We start from the raw sequence: 15,997 nt of genomic DNA on the forward strand, positions 1-15,997 counted from the left end.
TTGTTACGCCCTTTTTTGTTTTGATGGAATCATTGTATGAATACGGTTCACAACAGCCTCTGTCGTTAAACCAATTTCTTCTAATAGTTTGGAGACACTACCATGTTCAATAAAATGATCCGGAATACCCATTCGTTCAATTAAAGCTTGATGATAACCATGCTCTGAAGCAAATTCTACTACACCTGTACCAAATCCACCGATTAAGCAGGCTTCTTCAATTGTTAAAATTGGCATGTTTTTTCCAAGTAGCTCATGTAAATACGTTTCATCCATCGGTTTAATAAAACGTGCATTCACTACTTTCACAGAAACTCCAGCTTTTTCAAGACGCTCTGCCGCTTCCATTGCCATCGGAATTGTTGTACCAAATGTTAAAATTGCCGCTTGTGTACCTTCTTTGAGCGTCTCCCATGTCCCAATTGGAATAACCTTTAGCTCTTCATCCATCGGGACTCCAAGACCATTCCCGCGCGGATAGCGTAGTGCAATTGGACCATCCTCATATTGCAACGCTGTATACACTAGGTGTTGACCTTCATTTTCGTCTTTCGGCATCATAAGTACCATATTTGGCAAATGACGTAAAAACGCAATATCAAATACGCCTTGATGCGTTTCACCATCAGCTCCAACTAATCCAGCACGATCAATTCCAATAAAGACATTTAAATTTTGTCGACATATATCATGTACAACTTGATCGTATGCTCTTTGTAAAAACGTTGAATAAATTGCTAAGAAAGGCTTCATTCCTTGTGTTGCCATTCCAGCAGCCATTGTTGTTGCATGCTGCTCAGCAATTCCCACATCAATCATACGATTTGGAAATTCTTGATGGAATTTTTCAAGCTTAGAGCCTACTGGCATTGCCGGTGTAATCGCAACAATGCGTTCATCAGTTCTTGCAAGCTTACGGACAGTTTCACTTACAACAGAACTCCAGGCCGGTGCAACTTCTTTCGGTTTTACAAAATCACCAGATTCTATTTTGTATGCTCCTGTTCCATGCCAAGTTCCGATAACATCACTTTCGGCCGGTTTATACCCTTTTCCTTTTTTCGTAATAACATGGACAAGTACTGGGCCTTTTGTTTTCTTTGCATATTGAAGTGTTTCAAATAAATTTTCGTAATTATGACCATCAACAGGACCTAAATACGTAAATCCTAACTCTTCAAAAAAGACACCTGATACAAGTAAATACTTCAAACTATCTTTTACTCTCTCAGCAGTTGCTGCAACTTTTCCACCCACTGCCGGGATTTTCTTTAGTAAATACTCAAGTTCATCTTTTACCCACTGGTATTTTCCAGCAGTACGTAAACGTCCAAGCACATTATGAAGGGCACCAACATTCGGAGCAATCGACATTTCATTGTCATTTAAGATAACCGTCATATCTGTTTTTTCATGCCCAATATGGTTGAGTGCTTCTAAGGCCATTCCACCTGTTAATGCACCATCTCCAATAACTGGTACAACATACTCTTTCGATTTCTTCAAATCACGTGCTAGTGCCATTCCCATTGCAGCAGATAATGAAGTCGAACTATGACCGGTTTCCCATACGTCATGTTCACTCTCGCAACGTTTTGGAAAACCACACAGACCTTTATATTGTCTTAATGTGCCAAACTCCTTTGCACGCCCTGTTAAAATTTTATGCACATAGGATTGATGTCCTACATCCCATAAAAATTTGTCTTTCGGACTATCAAATACTTTATGCAAAGCAATTGTGAGTTCTACTACACCTAAGTTAGGAGCAATATGTCCACCTGTTTGAGAGAGCTCTTCAATTAAAAACTTACGAATATCCTCACTCAATGCCTCTAGTTCATTGATAGACATATCTTTCAAAAAACTAGGGTCTTGAATTTGCGTTAGATCCACATGGATCACTCACTTTCGTTTCATAATCTGTCAACATGTCAAATATTATAAAAAATATTTACACAACACAAGAAATACTTCGCTATCTTTCAAATTCTGCTTTATTTTATCCTGCTCTAGCAGACAGTAAGCAATTCTTCTCCATGTTCAGAGAAAGTGGAAAATCACTTTCCATAAGAAGCTGATTGGTTCAACTTATCATCGATAGAAATGGAAGGTTCCATTGATAGTAATTTTTCTATACGATGAAAAAAGAGCCGCTAACACAAAGTGATAACGGCAACGTGATCTAGGTTTATTTTTGCCAATAACAAGAAAAGAAAAACCTTTTTCTACATTTATACCATAAAATGATGAATGACTCAACAAATGAAAACGCTCTTATACTAGTTATTGCGCTTTGCAATTAAATCACAAATAGATAGTAAATATTCGTCTTGTAATTGTAAAGATGCAATTGCATCTTTTGCTTTGACAATCGTTTCTTCTAAAATACGTTTTGCCTCATCTACAGTAAATAACGTTGTATATGTACTTTTTTCATTTGAGACATCACTACCAATTGGCTTTCCAATCTCTTCTTCTGTTCCTTCTACATCTAAAATATCATCTCGAATTTGAAAGGCAAGTCCAATGTATTTTGCAAATGTAATCAAATTTTTTTCTTGTTCTACTGTAGCTCCTGCAAGCAACGCTCCTGCCAATACAGCAAATTCTAATAACCGTCCCGTTTTATGCTTATGAACATATTCTAATTCTTCAAGCATAAGCTGTTTTCTTTCTGCTTCCATATCCGCCACTTGCCCTGCAACCATTCCTTCCGGTCCTGCTGCTTTTGCAAGTTCCAGTGCAAGCCTTAGCTTTGTTTGGGCAGAGATTTCTGGGTGGTCATACTCTGTCACAATTTGAAAGGCATATGTTAGCAACCCATCACCAGCTAAAACAGCCATTGCTTCACCAAATACTTTATGATTTGTCGGCTTCCCTCGTCTTAAATCATCATCATCCATGCATGGCAGATCGTCATGAATTAACGAATATGTATGAATCATTTCAAGAGCACAAGCTGCTCCAATTCCAAGTTCTCTTTCTTTTCCAAACGCTTGCAACGTTGCAAATAAAAGTAACGGACGGAGACGCTTCCCGCCCGCTTCCAATGAATATGCCATCGCTTCGCGAAGCACATTTGGACATTGTAATTGATTTGCATAGCGTACAAGCTGTTCTTCTACGAAAGTCTTACTCTCTTTCACAAAAGCATCAAAAGCTCCATATACCACTATGCTTCATCTCCTAAAGCAGTAAATGGTCGGAGTTCTCCATCCTCCCCGAGTATAACTGCCATTTGTTCTTGTACATCTTTCAATTTCTCATCACATAGCTTAGACAATTCCATACCTTCTTTAAAGTAGGAAATCGCTTCTTCTAAAGGAACATCGCCTTGTTCAAGCTTAGAAACGAGATGTTCAAGCTGCGAGATCGCTTCTTCAAAGCTTAATTTATTTTCCATTGTTCAAATCACGCTCCTCTATACCCCGTACGTTACAATCTAGTATCCCATCTTGTAATTGTACTGAAATAGCATCACCAACACCGACATCGTTCACACTTTTTAAAACTTGCTTTTTCTCACTATATACAAGCCCATACCCTCTCATCATCACTTTAAGTGGACTTAACGCTTCTAATTTTTGCGCTGCTCTCACAAACGTAAACTCTTTCGTTTGCAGCACTGTTTGCATTTCACGTTGCAATTGCTTTTGCAGTGCTTCAATCGCCGTCTTTGTTTGCGCAATCTTTTGAGAAGGATGATGTTTTTCTAAATAAAATGAGAATTGTTGCAATTGATTTACCTTTTTCTCTACATAACGTTCTTTTGCTAGTATAAGCTGCTCAAGCGTTCGATCTAGCTGCTGTTCCTTTTGCTCATACAGCTGCCTTGGATAGCGAAACGCATACGATTTTTGCAGTACTTGTAGTCGTTCTTGTTTTTTATGTAACATCTCTCTCGTTGCTCTTTGTAAACGAAGTGTACGTTGCAGCACTTTCTCCTCTAATTCAAGTATATTCGGGACTGCAAGTTCTGCTGCTGCTGTTGGGGTTGGCGCACGTAAATCCGCAACAAAATCAGCAATTGTAAAATCAGTTTCATGTCCAACCGCTGAAATAATTGGGATTTTGCTTGCAAAAATCGCCCGTGCAACCATTTCTTCATTAAAAGCCCACAGCTCTTCAATAGAACCACCGCCACGTCCAACAATGAGTACATCTATATCATTCATCACATTTGCTTTTCGAATCGCTTGTACAATCGAGGGAGCCGCAGACTCCCCTTGTACAAGTACCGGAAATACAATAACATTTCCAATTGGATAACGGCGTGTAATCGTCGTTATAATATCTCGAATTGCTGCTCCTGTTGGTGATGTAATGACACCAATTGTTTTTGCATACGCTGGCATCGGCTGTTTATAAACGCGAGAAAACAAACCTTCTTCCTCCAGGCGAACCTTTAATTGCTCATAAGCTAGGTGCAGATTACCAACACCATCAGGCTGCATGTCCTGAACATAAATTTGGTATGAACCACTTGCTTCATAGACAGAAATTTTCCCTTTTACAAGTACCTTCATTCCATCTTCTGGTCTAAACTTGATATTGCGGTTATGACCCGCAAACATAACCGCCGCAATTCTTGCATTTTCATCCTTTAATGTGAAATACATATGACCACGGCTATGAAATTTAAAATTTGAAATTTCTCCTTTTAACCAAACAGACTGCAGATGCGGGTCGTACTCTATTTTTGTTTTCATATAGCGTGTTAATGCTGTAACGGTTAAATATTGCTTTTCCATCTTTCTCTCCTCATAGCCGATTCAAATTATTTACAAACAACACCTGCGCGTTTTGCAGATTCTACTGTATTATGAAGCAACATTGTAATCGTCATTGGACCGACTCCTTTTGGAACAGGGGTAATATAACCTGCTACATCCAGGACATTCTCAAAGTCAACATCGCCACATAATTTCCCTGTATCCAAACGGTTGACACCAACATCAATTACTACTGCGCCTTCTTTTATATAATCAGCTGTTACCATCTTCGCTCTTCCAACTGCCACAATTAAAATGTCAGCTAGCTTTGATAACTCTTTTATATTTTTTGTTTTAGAATGGCAATATGTTACAGTCGCATTTTCATTTAAAAATAGCTGACCAACTGGTTTTCCTACAATATTACTTCTTCCAATTACAACAACGTGTTTTCCTGAAATATCAAGATTTGTCTCTTTTACTAACTCCACAATACCATGTGGTGTACATGGTAGAAACGTATCTTGCCCTGTCATCATACGACCAACACTAATTGGATGGAAACCATCTACATCCTTCTCAGGCGAAATTCTTTCAATGATAGCTTTTTCTTCAACATGTTTCGGTAAAGGTAATTGCACTAATATACCGTTAATACGGTCATCTTCATTTAAGCGATCAATCTCAGCTAGCAAACGCTCCTCTGTAATTGTATCTGGAAACTCAATTAACTCTGAATAAATCCCAACTTGTTCACAGCCCTTTTCTTTCCCTTTCACATAGGAATGAGAAGCTGGATCTTCTCCAACTAAAATAACCGCTAGTCCTGGTACAATCCCTTGTTCTTTCAACTTTACAACTTCTTCTTTTAGTTGTACTCGCTTTTTCTCCGCAACTTCATTTCCTTTGATGATTACTGCTACCATTTTAAGATTCCCCCTTAAAGAAATTACAGTGTATCTTTTATATTAGATAAAACGCCGTTAATAAAACGACGAGATTCATCATCCCCGTATGTTTTTGCCACTTCAATCGCTTCGTTAATTGTTACATTGTGTGGAATCTCTTCCATGTACTTCATTTCATACACAGCTAGACGTAAAATACTGCGATCCACAATACTAATACGTTCTAATTTCCACTTTTTTAAATTTTGACGAATAGATTCATCAATTGTCTCTTTTTGTTCTACACAACCAAAGACAAGTGATTCTAAAAACTCATTTGTTTCTTCGCCTTCTTCTAGCGTATTTTCCACCGCTACTTTCGGATCTAATTCTCCGGTAATATCCATTTGATATAATGCTTGCATGGCTCTTTCTCTAGCCGTCCTACGTTTCATTGTAACTCTCCTTTATACTTCAAGTCTTTCATTATGTTTTGTTATATTATTATAATTTATAAGCCGTCAATTTACTTACTCTTACAGTTTTCATTGATTTTTCAACCTTATAATACAATGATAATACCACAATTTATCGTTTGATACACGAGTTACAAGGCTGAAAAATAATAAAAAGGTTAACTTCAGGTTCCATATCATATCACAATGTACGTTTTTTGAAAAATGAGTATCTTTCTGTGTATATTCTTATTTTTTGAAATAATATAATAATTAGAAGGTTTAGTTGTGAAGAAAATGAAACGATAAAAAAGGTGCCTATTTGACGAGGCACCTTTTCAGTGTTACATTGGCTCGATTTCTGTTTTTTGCGTTTCGAATGTTACGCCAACAATGTGAACGTTCACTTCTTTTGGCTCAAGACCTGTCATTGTAAAGAGCGCTTGGCGAATGTTATCTTGAATTTTTTGTGCAACAACTGGAATGGCTACACCGAAATACATGAGAACATAAACATCAACGATAATGTCGTCGTTTACTAATTCAACCTTCACGCCTTTACCATGATTTTTCTTTCCTAACTTCTCAACAACATCTGTAGCAAAGTTGCCACGCATTGCCGCTACACCATCTACTTCAACAGCAGCGATGCCTGCAATTACTTCAATTACTTCCGGTGCAATTTCTACTTTTCCAAGAGTTGTATCTTGACCCATATCTAACATATGTTCAGCCATGAAAAAAAACCTCCTTTAAATGTATCACTGCGTCACAAGTTCATGCTCTTCCAAAAATTTCGTATTAAATTCCCCTTTTATAAAATCAGGATGATCTAGCAATTGCAAATGGAACGGGATTGTCGTATGTACGCCTTCTATGACAAATTCACTAAGTGCTCGCTTCATTTTTGCAATTGCTTCTTCACGTGTTTTCCCGTGAACAATTAATTTCGCAATCATCGAATCATAATAAGGTGGAATGGAATAACCAGGATAAACAGCTGAATCGACGCGAATACCAAATCCTCCTGGTGGTAAATACATTTCTACCTTACCTGGAGATGGCATAAAGTTTTTGGCAGGGTTTTCCGCATTAATTCGACATTCAATTGCCCAACCGTTAAATTGTACTTCTTCTTGCTGTAACGATAGCTCTTCTCCGGAAGCGACACGAATTTGTTCTTTAATTAAATCTACTCCAGTTACTAGCTCTGTAACGGGATGTTCTACTTGAATTCGTGTGTTCATTTCCATAAAGTAAAAGCTTTTCGTTTTATATTCATAAATAAACTCAACCGTACCAGCACCTGTATAATCAACCGCTGCCGCTGCTTTCACTGCCGCTTCACCCATTCGCTGACGAATACCAGCATCAAGAGCTGGAGAAGGGCTTTCTTCTAATAGTTTTTGCAAACGGCGCTGAATTGTACAATCACGCTCTCCTAAATGAATGACATTGCCATGTGAATCTGCCATTACTTGAATCTCAACATGGCGGAAATCTTCTACGTACTTTTCTAAGTATACACCAGGGTTTCCAAAAGCGGTACTAGCTTCTTGCTGTGTAATTTGAATCCCTTTTACAAGCTCTTCTTCATTGCGTGCAACACGAATTCCTTTTCCACCGCCACCTGCAGTCGCTTTAATAATAACGGGATATGCAATCTTATTTGCAAGTTCTATCGCTTCTTCTGTGTTTTTTATAATCCCTTGTGATCCCGGAACAATTGGAACCCCTGCTTCTTTCATTGTATCACGAGCAACGTCTTTTGTGCCCATTTTTGAAATTGCTTCTGGACTTGGTCCGATAAAAATCAAATTACACTCACGACATAGTTCTGCAAAATCAGCATTTTCTGCTAAAAATCCATAACCAGGATGAATCGCATCACAGCCTGTTAGTTTTGCAACGCTAATAATATTCGTTAAATTTAAATAACTTTCTTTCGACATCGTTGGTCCAACGCAATATGCTTCATCTGCGATCTGCACATGAAGCGATTCCTTATCTGCTTCTGAATAAATCGCAACTGTTTCGATATTCATCTCTTTACAAGCTCGAATAATTCGTACAGCAATTTCCCCACGGTTCGCTATCAATACTTTTTTTATCATCACAAAGACTCCCTTATTACGCCTTTACAAGAAATAGCGGTTGTCCATACTCAACAAGTTGTCCATTGTTAACAAGAATTTCAACGATTTCTCCTTCAATATCCGCATCAATCTCATTAAACAACTTCATTGCTTCGATAATACACACAATAGATTCTTTCGATACACGATCACCAACACTTACATATGCAGATGTATCAGGCGAAGAAGAAGCATAGAATGTTCCAACCATTGGGGACGTAATTTTATGTAAATTTCCAGCTTGAACTGCTTGTTTTTCCTCCTGTTTCGGTGTTTCCACCTGTGCCGGAGCTACTGCTGTCTCCAATTCTACCGTTTGTGTTTGTATAGGCTGCTTCGTTACTGAAGCTGTCTGCACTGAAACAACTTCATGACCGCGTTTTTTCATTTTAATTGTAGTGCCATCTTTTTTGTATTCAAATTCATCAATATTAGAACTATCAATTAACTTAATTAATTCACGAACTTCTTGAATTTTAAACATATAAAATCCACTCCCATGCACTTGTTTATCATACTTTTACAGAACCTTATTAACATAACTATACGCATTATCTGTAAAAAGTACGATCGATTCTATTAGAGAAATCATTCCTATAAAACTCACTAATAGAAATTTTGTTACTCTCATCTTACGATAAATATTTTTAACATTCCAACTTTATATTTCTTTTCGATAAATCGAAACTCCTGTAAAAATAATATTCCAACAAAAAATTATCACCTAGTAATAATACCAAGTTTCACTCAAAATTGGCAAGACCACTTCAAAAAAAACATGTTTTTTCTTTATGATAAATTATGCTCCAAACTGTTCACACTTGTTGTTCTCCCTCACCTCTATCCATCAATGGCTACATATTTTTTACCAATTATTATTTTTTTATTTACACGCCGTTCATATTTCCTTCATATAAGAATAGTATGTTCAAAGTACAGTAATATATAGTGAGGTGCGGAAATATGTTATGGCTTATCCTCTTCATACCAGCTGTTATGGTTTGGATTATTGTTCTTTTCGTTCAGTTAAAATCTGGAAAAAGTAATCATCATTGTCACGAGCCTTTGATCTTTTACTCTCAACGAATTTCTCCTTTTCCTACTGAAAAAACAGAAAAACAACAAGCATATGACATTAAAAAAAGCTATCGAAAACGATAGCCTTTTTATTTCACCACTGATTGATATATACATTTACTTTGCTACGTCAAATTTAACGCCTACATCTTTTAACCCTTCTTCACTCCGAACAAGTTGAATAATTTTATTTGCTTCTTTCTGTGAATGTTTTGCTGCTTTTACCGTTACTTTAATATCACTTCCATCCGCTCTTACAAGCGCATCTTTATAACCGCCTTGTGATTTAATTACTGTTTCGAGTAATGTTTCTTTTGCCGCTACATCATTTAAAGCATTAAACTCTTCTTTCGCCTTACTAATTTGCTCGGCAGAAGATTTTGTTGAGTTCATAACCTCTTGCAGCTTTTCTTTCGCTTCACTACGTTGATCATCCATTTTCAAACGCATTGCTGTAAAGTTATCATCGCTTGACTGCACTGTTACATTGCTTTCTTTCTTGCTTGTTTCTTTTTTGCTTGTTTCTTTTTTACCATTTTCCTTTTTATCCGTTTCTTTATTCGTAGTTTCCGTTGTTGTTTCTTTTGTCACTTCTTTTTCAACACCTTGCTTTTCTTGCCCAAACTTATCACTCGCTGTTGGTGTAACTTGATTCAATTTCTCAGGTGTTGTTACATAATAGACAGACAGTACAACTACTAAACTCAGCATCGTTAATAACCAAACCGTTTGTTTTTTTAACACTTTATTTCCTCCCTAACTCTTTTTTGGTAATACTGCTACGCGATGACTCGGAACATCGAGCATACGCGTTACCGCTTCTTTCACCATTCCTTTTACTTGTAGATTATCCACTCCTTTCGCTACGACAAGGACACCTCGTACTTTCGGTTTCTCTGTTCGCAGTATAATCGGAGTTTCTTTATCCCCTTCACGAATAATTACTGTCTTTTCATCAAGCGATTCATCTTCCACTTGCCGCTTGCCTCCTGCTTTATCGGTTTCACCAGTAGTTTGTGATCGCTTCACAATATTTTTTTCAAGTATCTTTTCTTCAGATGAATCCAAATTAATTTCAATGGACACATCTTTTACCCCCGTAACATTTTCTAGCGCTGTTTTCAGTTCTTGTTCATATGCTTTTTCATATTTTTCTACGATAGACATGTTATCACTACTCTTTTGTCCAAAGGTTGGTACATCTTTCGGTGACTCTTGTCCTGTTTTCTCTTTGAACACAGGGACTTCTTCTTTTTTCGCTTGAAAGAGATTGCTAGAAAACATAAGCAGCATTCCTAGTATGAGTAGGACAAGCAAAAATTTCGGCGTCACCTTTTTCCCTTTCTCTTTTTCATCCTTGTTATCTTTTTCGTTTCCTTTAAAAAAGTTGCGAAGAAATGAGAACTTATCATTATTATTGTTGTTGTTCATTTACTCTACCTGTCCCCCCTTCCATTTGAACTTGAATTTGTTTATCTTCTAGCTGCCATTGATTTGAAAAGAACTGCTTCATTTCTGCGTTAGTCTCTTCCGTCCTTTTCTTCGGTTCCTTCGTATTAATTTCAATTTGTTTTACCGTTTCAATTGCCCCTTGTCTACTAGATTCAGCTGGTTGTAGCGTCACAATAACAGACTGGATATCTTTCGGTGATTTTACTTCTGTCTTATTTTCTGACACAATTACTTTTACATCTGATACTGCCATGCCATACTTTTTCTCTAGTTCTTTTCCGATTTGTTTTTTCATTTGGACAGCCATCAGTTCTAAATTATATGCACGTTGTGAGGCTTGTATTTCTTTTTTCTTTGCATCAACTGAATTTTCTGTTGTTCCACCTGCTGCATATTTCTCTTGGTTAAAGTTCGCAATGACTTCGTTCACATCTGTTTGTAATAACTTAAAGAGGGGCGTTAAAATCAATACGACTAACAATAAACTTACAACAAACTTGACATACTTCTGTAAATTCGAATTAGGAAGAATGAGATGCAGTATTGTAGCTAGCAGTAAAAACACGATAATATTTCGAATCCACTCTGTAATAAATTGCATGTCCTCCGCCTCCTATCGCATCATGAGCGTAATATTCCCTGCCGCAATAATGATGGTAATACTTAGAAAGAACATAAAGGATACGATGGCTAAACAAGCAAATACGTAAATAATACTTCGCCCAATAATATCTAAACATTGAATAATAGGGCCCCCGCCAACTGGTTGTAGTACCGCTGCAGCAAATTTATAAATAAACGCAATACAAAAGATTTGAATTGCAGGAAAAGCAACAATTAAACATAAAATAATGAGCCCGATAATTCCAACCGTATTCTTCAACAACCCGGAAGCACTAATAACCGTATCTGCCGCTTCCGTAAACATCCTTCCAACCACAGGAATAAAGTTACCGGTTACAAATTTTGCTGTTTTCACGGCAATTCCATCTGCAACAGCCGTTGCAGTTCCTTGTACGGATAAAACACCGAGAAAAACCGTTAAAAAGATGCCGATAATTCCAACGCTTATATTTTGCAAAAGCTTGGACAGTTTTGTTACTTTATATTGATCGCTCATTGTACTTACAATACTTAATATTGTCGCAAGCAATAAAAGTGGGAGTACAATATAATTCATGAGTAACCCACTTGTGTTCATTAAAAAAATAATAATCGGATGAAAAAAAGATACAGATACCACACCGCCTCCAGTTGCTGTAAGAGCCAACAAGATTGGTAGCAAGGCTAAAATAAAATCCACCATCGTCTGAATCGTTTCACGTGCATACGTCATCACAACATAAAAGCTATTTAAAGCAAAAATAATGAGCACCATATATACAACTGCATCCGCAATTTTACTAACGCTGCTCTTTGCAAAAGCAGATTGCAAAGATTGTAAAAGCGCACTAAAAATTGTGAGCATAATGAGCGTCCCAAGCAGCTTTCCATTTGCAACGAGCTCATGAAATAAATATTTTAATAAACCAAGCATCCATTCTTTTATAGAAAACTCCTTTTCTCCTTTTACAAACTCCATAAAACTTCCCTTTTGACTCTCCGGTAAATAGCCGCCATACTTTGTGACAATCTCATCCCAATACTGTTTCACATCTTCGATTCCAAGCTTATCCAACTGCTGATTTACAACATTTTTTTCTACAGGAGAAGCTTGTACGACAATTGGTAAAGAAAAGAAAAGGAAGCAAGCAAACAGCAGCTTTGTTCCAAGCTTTCGCAACATTCACTCCCCCTTATCCCGTAGGTAAAAAACCGAGAATTGTTTCTATAACAACCGTTAAAATTGGAATTGCCATGACAAGAATTAAAATTTTTCCAGCTAGTTCAATTTTTGAAGCAATCGCACCTTGTCCGGCATCTTTTGTAATTTGCGCTCCGAATTCAGCAATATAGGCAATTCCAATGATTTTTAGTAACGTTTCGACATATACATTGCTTACTTTTGCTTCACTTGCAACTCTCTCAATCATCTTTAAGATGGAATGAATTTGATCGATTAGTAGAAGAAACATAACACTACCAACGAATACAATAAATAATGAGGTCATACTAGATTTATGTTGATTTAACACAGCCGCTAAAAATGTCGCGACGAGGCCTAATCCGACAATTTGTAAAATTTCGATTCGAATCGCCTCCTTTACTGAAAGAGAAAGACGCTTTTAATCTTGTCAAACAAAGTATTAATCAAAAATGCAACATGGAATAAAATAACAACGAAACCGACAAGAATGACCCAATTTGCAATATCTTCTCGCTTTAATTCTTTGAGTACCGTATGAATGAATGCTAAAACAATGCCAATTCCGGCGATTTGAAATATCAATCCAACATCGATAGACATCGTCTTTCTCCCCCCTATAGCAGTAAAATTACGATGAGCAGTCCTATTAATACACCTAAACTTTTAATCATCTTTTCATATTGAAGCTGCATCGCTTTTGCTTCGCCCTCTTCTCTTTCTAAATGGGTAATGCATAAACGAATATGCTTTTGCTGTGATTCGCGATCATGCTGCCCTAACGTTTCACCAAATTGCTGTAAAATCTCATACTCTGTTTGTTTAAATGCGGTTAGTTTCCAATTTTCTTGTAGGCTTTCAATCCAAGCTTCTCTAACGGTTTGCTCACCGCGCTCTAGACGTTTAGAAAAGCTACGAAATATCCAATTTAAAGGTTTCGGCATTTGTCTCACAAGGCGTTCAGCTGCTTCTGATAAAGGTGTATGCCCATACATAATTTCAGCTTCTAATGATTGTAGCGCTGCTTTTAATAACCGAAGTTGGCGTGGTCGTTCACTATATCGCTTTGCATAAGAAAAACCAAACAAGGTGGTAACTGCTACAATTAAGACAGCACCAAAAATTTTCATCATACGCTCGGCACCTTTCCTTGCTTTAGAACAGGTTTCCCATGTATATCTTTCACTTGCACAACTGTTCCGGGTCCTCGCGCTTTTGATAATTCCACAAAGCGATCGAACACACCTAACTCCATAATCGCTCTTAAAGACGGCCGCTTTATGACATCTTCATATGAAAAGCCGTGTGCACTTATAAAAAGCTGGACACCCGCATGCACCGCTTCCATAATCGCTTCGCTATCTTCCCTGCGTCCAATCTCATCAACAATTAGTACATCTGGGCTCATGGAACGAATCATCATCATCATTCCCTCCGCTTTCGGACATGCATCAAGCACATCAACACGCGGTCCAAACTCGTATTGTGGAATCCCCTTCACACATCCAGCAATTTCAGATCGCTCATCAATAATCCCTACTTTGCAAGAAGGGATTTTATGAGAAGCAACTCCTTGACTCATACAACGGGCGACATCACGTAAGAGTGTTGTTTTTCCTGTTTGCGGCGGTCCAATTACCATCGTATTAAACCAACGTGAGTGGTATAAGTACGGCAAGAGCGGTTCAGCAATTCCGATTTTTTGTCGTGCGATTCGAATATTAAATGACGAAACATCACGAATCATTTTCACCGTACTTTTTTCCGTAATCACTTTTCCGGCTAAACCAATCCGGTGTCCACCGCGCAGCGTAACATACCCTCTCTTTAGCTCCTCTTCCATTGTATAAATCGAATACTGACTGAGCTTATTTAGTAAGTAAATTGCATCTTCTGCTGTAACGATATAGTCATAAAAATACACTTCTCCATGCGCTATACACTCAAGCGGTCTCCCAATACGAACACGAATTTCTTCTAATGTGCTATATTGCTTACAGTTTTCAATAAACTGTTTCATATGCTTTGGCAAAACCTCTAACACTTCTTTCATAGGATTCTCCCCACCATACTTGACTTGCTATTTCAACACGGCAATAAAAATACAACCGATTCCAAGAGTCAGAAAAAAGAGCTTTAAAAAGGAAATTTCACTGGCAACGCTCGCAATGCCGATTGACATCGTTATGATTAATACAGTCGGTCCAACAAACGCCAACATGCCGTTTATAAATAATGCTTTTTTTGCATCATTAACATAAAGCATAAGCAAAGCGGCCAACACCTCCACGCTACCTGAAAACAGCCTGAGAAGCCCCATCACAAGTACAGATGTTTCGATTGCCGCTAGCCACTGTTTCATCCTCTCACCTTCTCTCCTAACAATTACTTCGAAACAACTTCTCATCTTACTGAAAAACCGCATTCCCAAAAAGAATATATTTGTACAACCATATGCATAGGTTGTCTATTTCAGAAGTAAAAACATAATTTTTTACGATAACTATCTTTTTAATCAGAATATTATAATTAATATATGCTATATTTAATAAAGAGACAGGAGGATTATGATGAAACATGTAACATTAGTGCCCCTCAATTTATGCTATGCGGACACAATTTTCAGGCTATCAAGTGATGCCCATGTAAAAGAAGCATTAGGACTAAAAGTAGAGACGATAGAAGACACAAAGCGTTTCATTCACTTTGCAATTGAAGAAGAAAAACAGAAGAAATCCCTTTCAAGAGTAATTTTAAACGTAAGTCAAGACGTAGTTGGTATCACCTCTCTCAAACATATTAATCATGAACTAAAACGATCTCATATCGGCAGTTGGCTAGGTTATCCATATTGGGGACAAGGATACAACGAGGCTGCTAAAAAAGAAATTTTTAAGATTGCGTTTGAAAATCTTCATCTTACATATGTATTTGCTGGTGCAAAAACAACAAATGTTCGTTCTCAAAAAGCGCAAGAGAAGTTGCCTTATATTTCATTGCATGTTGAAAAACAATTTCCAGAGGAGTATGCCGCATTAAAGGCCGAAACAAACTCTCCTTGCGTGTTACACGTTGTATCTCGTGAGAACTTTTTAAGCTGGATCCAACATAGAACAAGAGAAAAGAAGGAGGGCTAGATGTGAAAGCAGTTAAATTTTTTATTACAATCGGTTTAGAATTGACTGGCATATACTTTTTTTCAAAAATAGTGGGCTGGTCATTTATGGAGACTTTTTTTCTCGGGAGTTTAGCAATTTTCGCTGTCATTTGGTTAACCAAATTGAATATTAACCGTAACGCCAACATGGATCATGCTTTAAACAAAGGACTAACCGGGGTAAATACAGGAGAGATAAGAGCTTTCCAAGTTACATTAAATCCATACATATCTGGAACTATTATCCTTTTATTAATCAGTCTTATTACAAGCATTATTTATTATCTTCCCTATTTCATGTAAAAAAGCACTCGT

The 15,997-nt window shown here is 37.3% G+C and carries 21 protein-coding genes; 3 read left to right on the top strand and 18 right to left on the bottom strand.

The window, feature by feature from the left end; translation table 11 throughout:
- Window positions 1-3: 3 nt before the first annotated feature.
- From dxs to accB, 9 genes are all read right to left on the bottom strand, one after another.
- Complete coding sequence (gene dxs / locus QUF99_RS21995; protein ID WP_289372888.1) at window positions 4-1,896, bottom strand: 1-deoxy-D-xylulose-5-phosphate synthase; 1,893 nt, start codon at window positions 1,894-1,896, stop codon at window positions 4-6.
- A 386-nt stretch (window positions 1,897-2,282) separates the two neighbouring features.
- Window positions 2,283-3,176 (bottom strand): polyprenyl synthetase family protein, encoded by an 894-nt coding sequence (locus tag QUF99_RS22000; RefSeq protein WP_289372891.1) that lies wholly within the window; start codon window positions 3,174-3,176, stop codon window positions 2,283-2,285.
- On the bottom strand, window positions 3,176-3,406 hold the full coding sequence (gene xseB, locus QUF99_RS22005; RefSeq protein WP_033672459.1) for an exodeoxyribonuclease VII small subunit: 231 nt from the start codon (window positions 3,404-3,406) through the stop codon (window positions 3,176-3,178). Before xseB ends, QUF99_RS22000 begins: the two co-directional genes overlap by 1 nt.
- A complete protein-coding gene (gene xseA, locus QUF99_RS22010; RefSeq protein ID WP_289372895.1) occupies window positions 3,396-4,754 on the bottom strand; it encodes an exodeoxyribonuclease VII large subunit in 1,359 nt (452 codons plus the stop codon). Before xseA ends, xseB begins: the two co-directional genes overlap by 11 nt.
- 26 nt (window positions 4,755-4,780) lie before the next feature.
- On the bottom strand, window positions 4,781-5,641 hold the full coding sequence (gene folD, locus QUF99_RS22015) for a bifunctional methylenetetrahydrofolate dehydrogenase/methenyltetrahydrofolate cyclohydrolase FolD (protein WP_289372896.1): 861 nt from the start codon (window positions 5,639-5,641) through the stop codon (window positions 4,781-4,783).
- A 23-nt stretch (window positions 5,642-5,664) separates the two neighbouring features.
- Window positions 5,665-6,057 carry a transcription antitermination factor NusB gene (nusB, locus tag QUF99_RS22020; RefSeq protein WP_289372898.1) on the bottom strand — a complete coding sequence of 131 codons (393 nt, stop codon included), beginning with the start codon at window positions 6,055-6,057 and terminating at the stop codon, window positions 5,665-5,667.
- A 344-nt stretch (window positions 6,058-6,401) separates the two neighbouring features.
- Window positions 6,402-6,794 carry an Asp23/Gls24 family envelope stress response protein gene (locus QUF99_RS22025; protein ID WP_289372899.1) on the bottom strand — a complete coding sequence of 131 codons (393 nt, stop codon included), beginning with the start codon at window positions 6,792-6,794 and terminating at the stop codon, window positions 6,402-6,404.
- A gap of 24 nt (window positions 6,795-6,818) precedes the next feature.
- Window positions 6,819-8,171 carry an acetyl-CoA carboxylase biotin carboxylase subunit gene (gene accC / locus QUF99_RS22030; protein ID WP_289372902.1) on the bottom strand — a complete coding sequence of 451 codons (1,353 nt, stop codon included), beginning with the start codon at window positions 8,169-8,171 and terminating at the stop codon, window positions 6,819-6,821.
- A gap of 16 nt (window positions 8,172-8,187) precedes the next feature.
- Window positions 8,188-8,676 (bottom strand): acetyl-CoA carboxylase biotin carboxyl carrier protein, encoded by a 489-nt coding sequence (gene accB / locus QUF99_RS22035; protein WP_289372904.1) that lies wholly within the window; start codon window positions 8,674-8,676, stop codon window positions 8,188-8,190.
- Window positions 8,677-9,155: 479 nt separating this feature from the next.
- Between accB and QUF99_RS22040 the strand changes: the two genes are divergently transcribed.
- Window positions 9,156-9,353, top strand: a complete 198-nt coding sequence (locus QUF99_RS22040) for a DNA recombination protein RecO (RefSeq protein WP_289372906.1) — start codon at window positions 9,156-9,158, stop codon at window positions 9,351-9,353.
- A 33-nt stretch (window positions 9,354-9,386) separates the two neighbouring features.
- Here the strand turns inward: QUF99_RS22040 and QUF99_RS22045 are convergent, their stop codons facing one another.
- From QUF99_RS22045 to QUF99_RS22085, 9 genes are read right to left on the bottom strand one after another with little or no spacing between them, the layout of a single operon-like run.
- On the bottom strand, window positions 9,387-10,013 hold the full coding sequence (locus QUF99_RS22045; RefSeq protein WP_289372907.1) for a SpoIIIAH-like family protein: 627 nt from the start codon (window positions 10,011-10,013) through the stop codon (window positions 9,387-9,389).
- A 12-nt stretch (window positions 10,014-10,025) separates the two neighbouring features.
- Window positions 10,026-10,700 carry a stage III sporulation protein AG gene (spoIIIAG, locus tag QUF99_RS22050; protein WP_289372909.1) on the bottom strand — a complete coding sequence of 225 codons (675 nt, stop codon included), beginning with the start codon at window positions 10,698-10,700 and terminating at the stop codon, window positions 10,026-10,028.
- Window positions 10,684-11,322, bottom strand: a complete 639-nt coding sequence (gene spoIIIAF, locus QUF99_RS22055; RefSeq protein ID WP_289372912.1) for a stage III sporulation protein AF — start codon at window positions 11,320-11,322, stop codon at window positions 10,684-10,686. Before spoIIIAF ends, spoIIIAG begins: the two co-directional genes overlap by 17 nt.
- Window positions 11,323-11,334: 12 nt before the next feature.
- Complete coding sequence (spoIIIAE, locus tag QUF99_RS22060; protein ID WP_289372914.1) at window positions 11,335-12,507, bottom strand: stage III sporulation protein AE; 1,173 nt, start codon at window positions 12,505-12,507, stop codon at window positions 11,335-11,337.
- Between the two features lie 10 nt (window positions 12,508-12,517).
- Entirely contained in the window at window positions 12,518-12,916 is a 399-nt protein-coding gene (gene spoIIIAD / locus QUF99_RS22065) for a stage III sporulation protein AD (protein ID WP_289374739.1), read from the bottom strand.
- A gap of 8 nt (window positions 12,917-12,924) precedes the next feature.
- Window positions 12,925-13,128 (bottom strand): stage III sporulation protein AC, encoded by a 204-nt coding sequence (gene spoIIIAC / locus QUF99_RS22070; protein WP_000020914.1) that lies wholly within the window; start codon window positions 13,126-13,128, stop codon window positions 12,925-12,927.
- 14 nt (window positions 13,129-13,142) lie between these two features.
- Window positions 13,143-13,658 carry a stage III sporulation protein SpoIIIAB gene (gene spoIIIAB, locus QUF99_RS22075; protein ID WP_286121880.1) on the bottom strand — a complete coding sequence of 172 codons (516 nt, stop codon included), beginning with the start codon at window positions 13,656-13,658 and terminating at the stop codon, window positions 13,143-13,145.
- The gene (gene spoIIIAA, locus QUF99_RS22080; RefSeq protein WP_289372915.1) at window positions 13,655-14,578 is read right to left on the bottom strand and encodes a stage III sporulation protein AA; all 924 of its coding nucleotides are present in this window, start codon (window positions 14,576-14,578) and stop codon (window positions 13,655-13,657) included. Before spoIIIAA ends, spoIIIAB begins: the two co-directional genes overlap by 4 nt.
- A gap of 27 nt (window positions 14,579-14,605) precedes the next feature.
- Window positions 14,606-14,887 (bottom strand): YqhV family protein, encoded by a 282-nt coding sequence (locus QUF99_RS22085; protein ID WP_289372917.1) that lies wholly within the window; start codon window positions 14,885-14,887, stop codon window positions 14,606-14,608.
- A 208-nt stretch (window positions 14,888-15,095) separates the two neighbouring features.
- Between QUF99_RS22085 and QUF99_RS22090 the strand changes: the two genes are divergently transcribed.
- Window positions 15,096-15,662, top strand: coding sequence for a GNAT family N-acetyltransferase (locus tag QUF99_RS22090; RefSeq protein WP_289372919.1), 567 nt, complete (start codon window positions 15,096-15,098; stop codon window positions 15,660-15,662).
- A gap of 2 nt (window positions 15,663-15,664) precedes the next feature.
- Window positions 15,665-15,985, top strand: a complete 321-nt coding sequence (locus tag QUF99_RS22095) for a hypothetical protein (protein WP_289372920.1) — start codon at window positions 15,665-15,667, stop codon at window positions 15,983-15,985.
- The last annotated feature ends 12 nt before the right edge of the window (window positions 15,986-15,997 follow it).

Source organism: Bacillus sp. DX4.1 (assembly GCF_030348195.1).
GTDB lineage: Bacteria > Bacillota > Bacilli > Bacillales > Bacillaceae_G > Bacillus_A.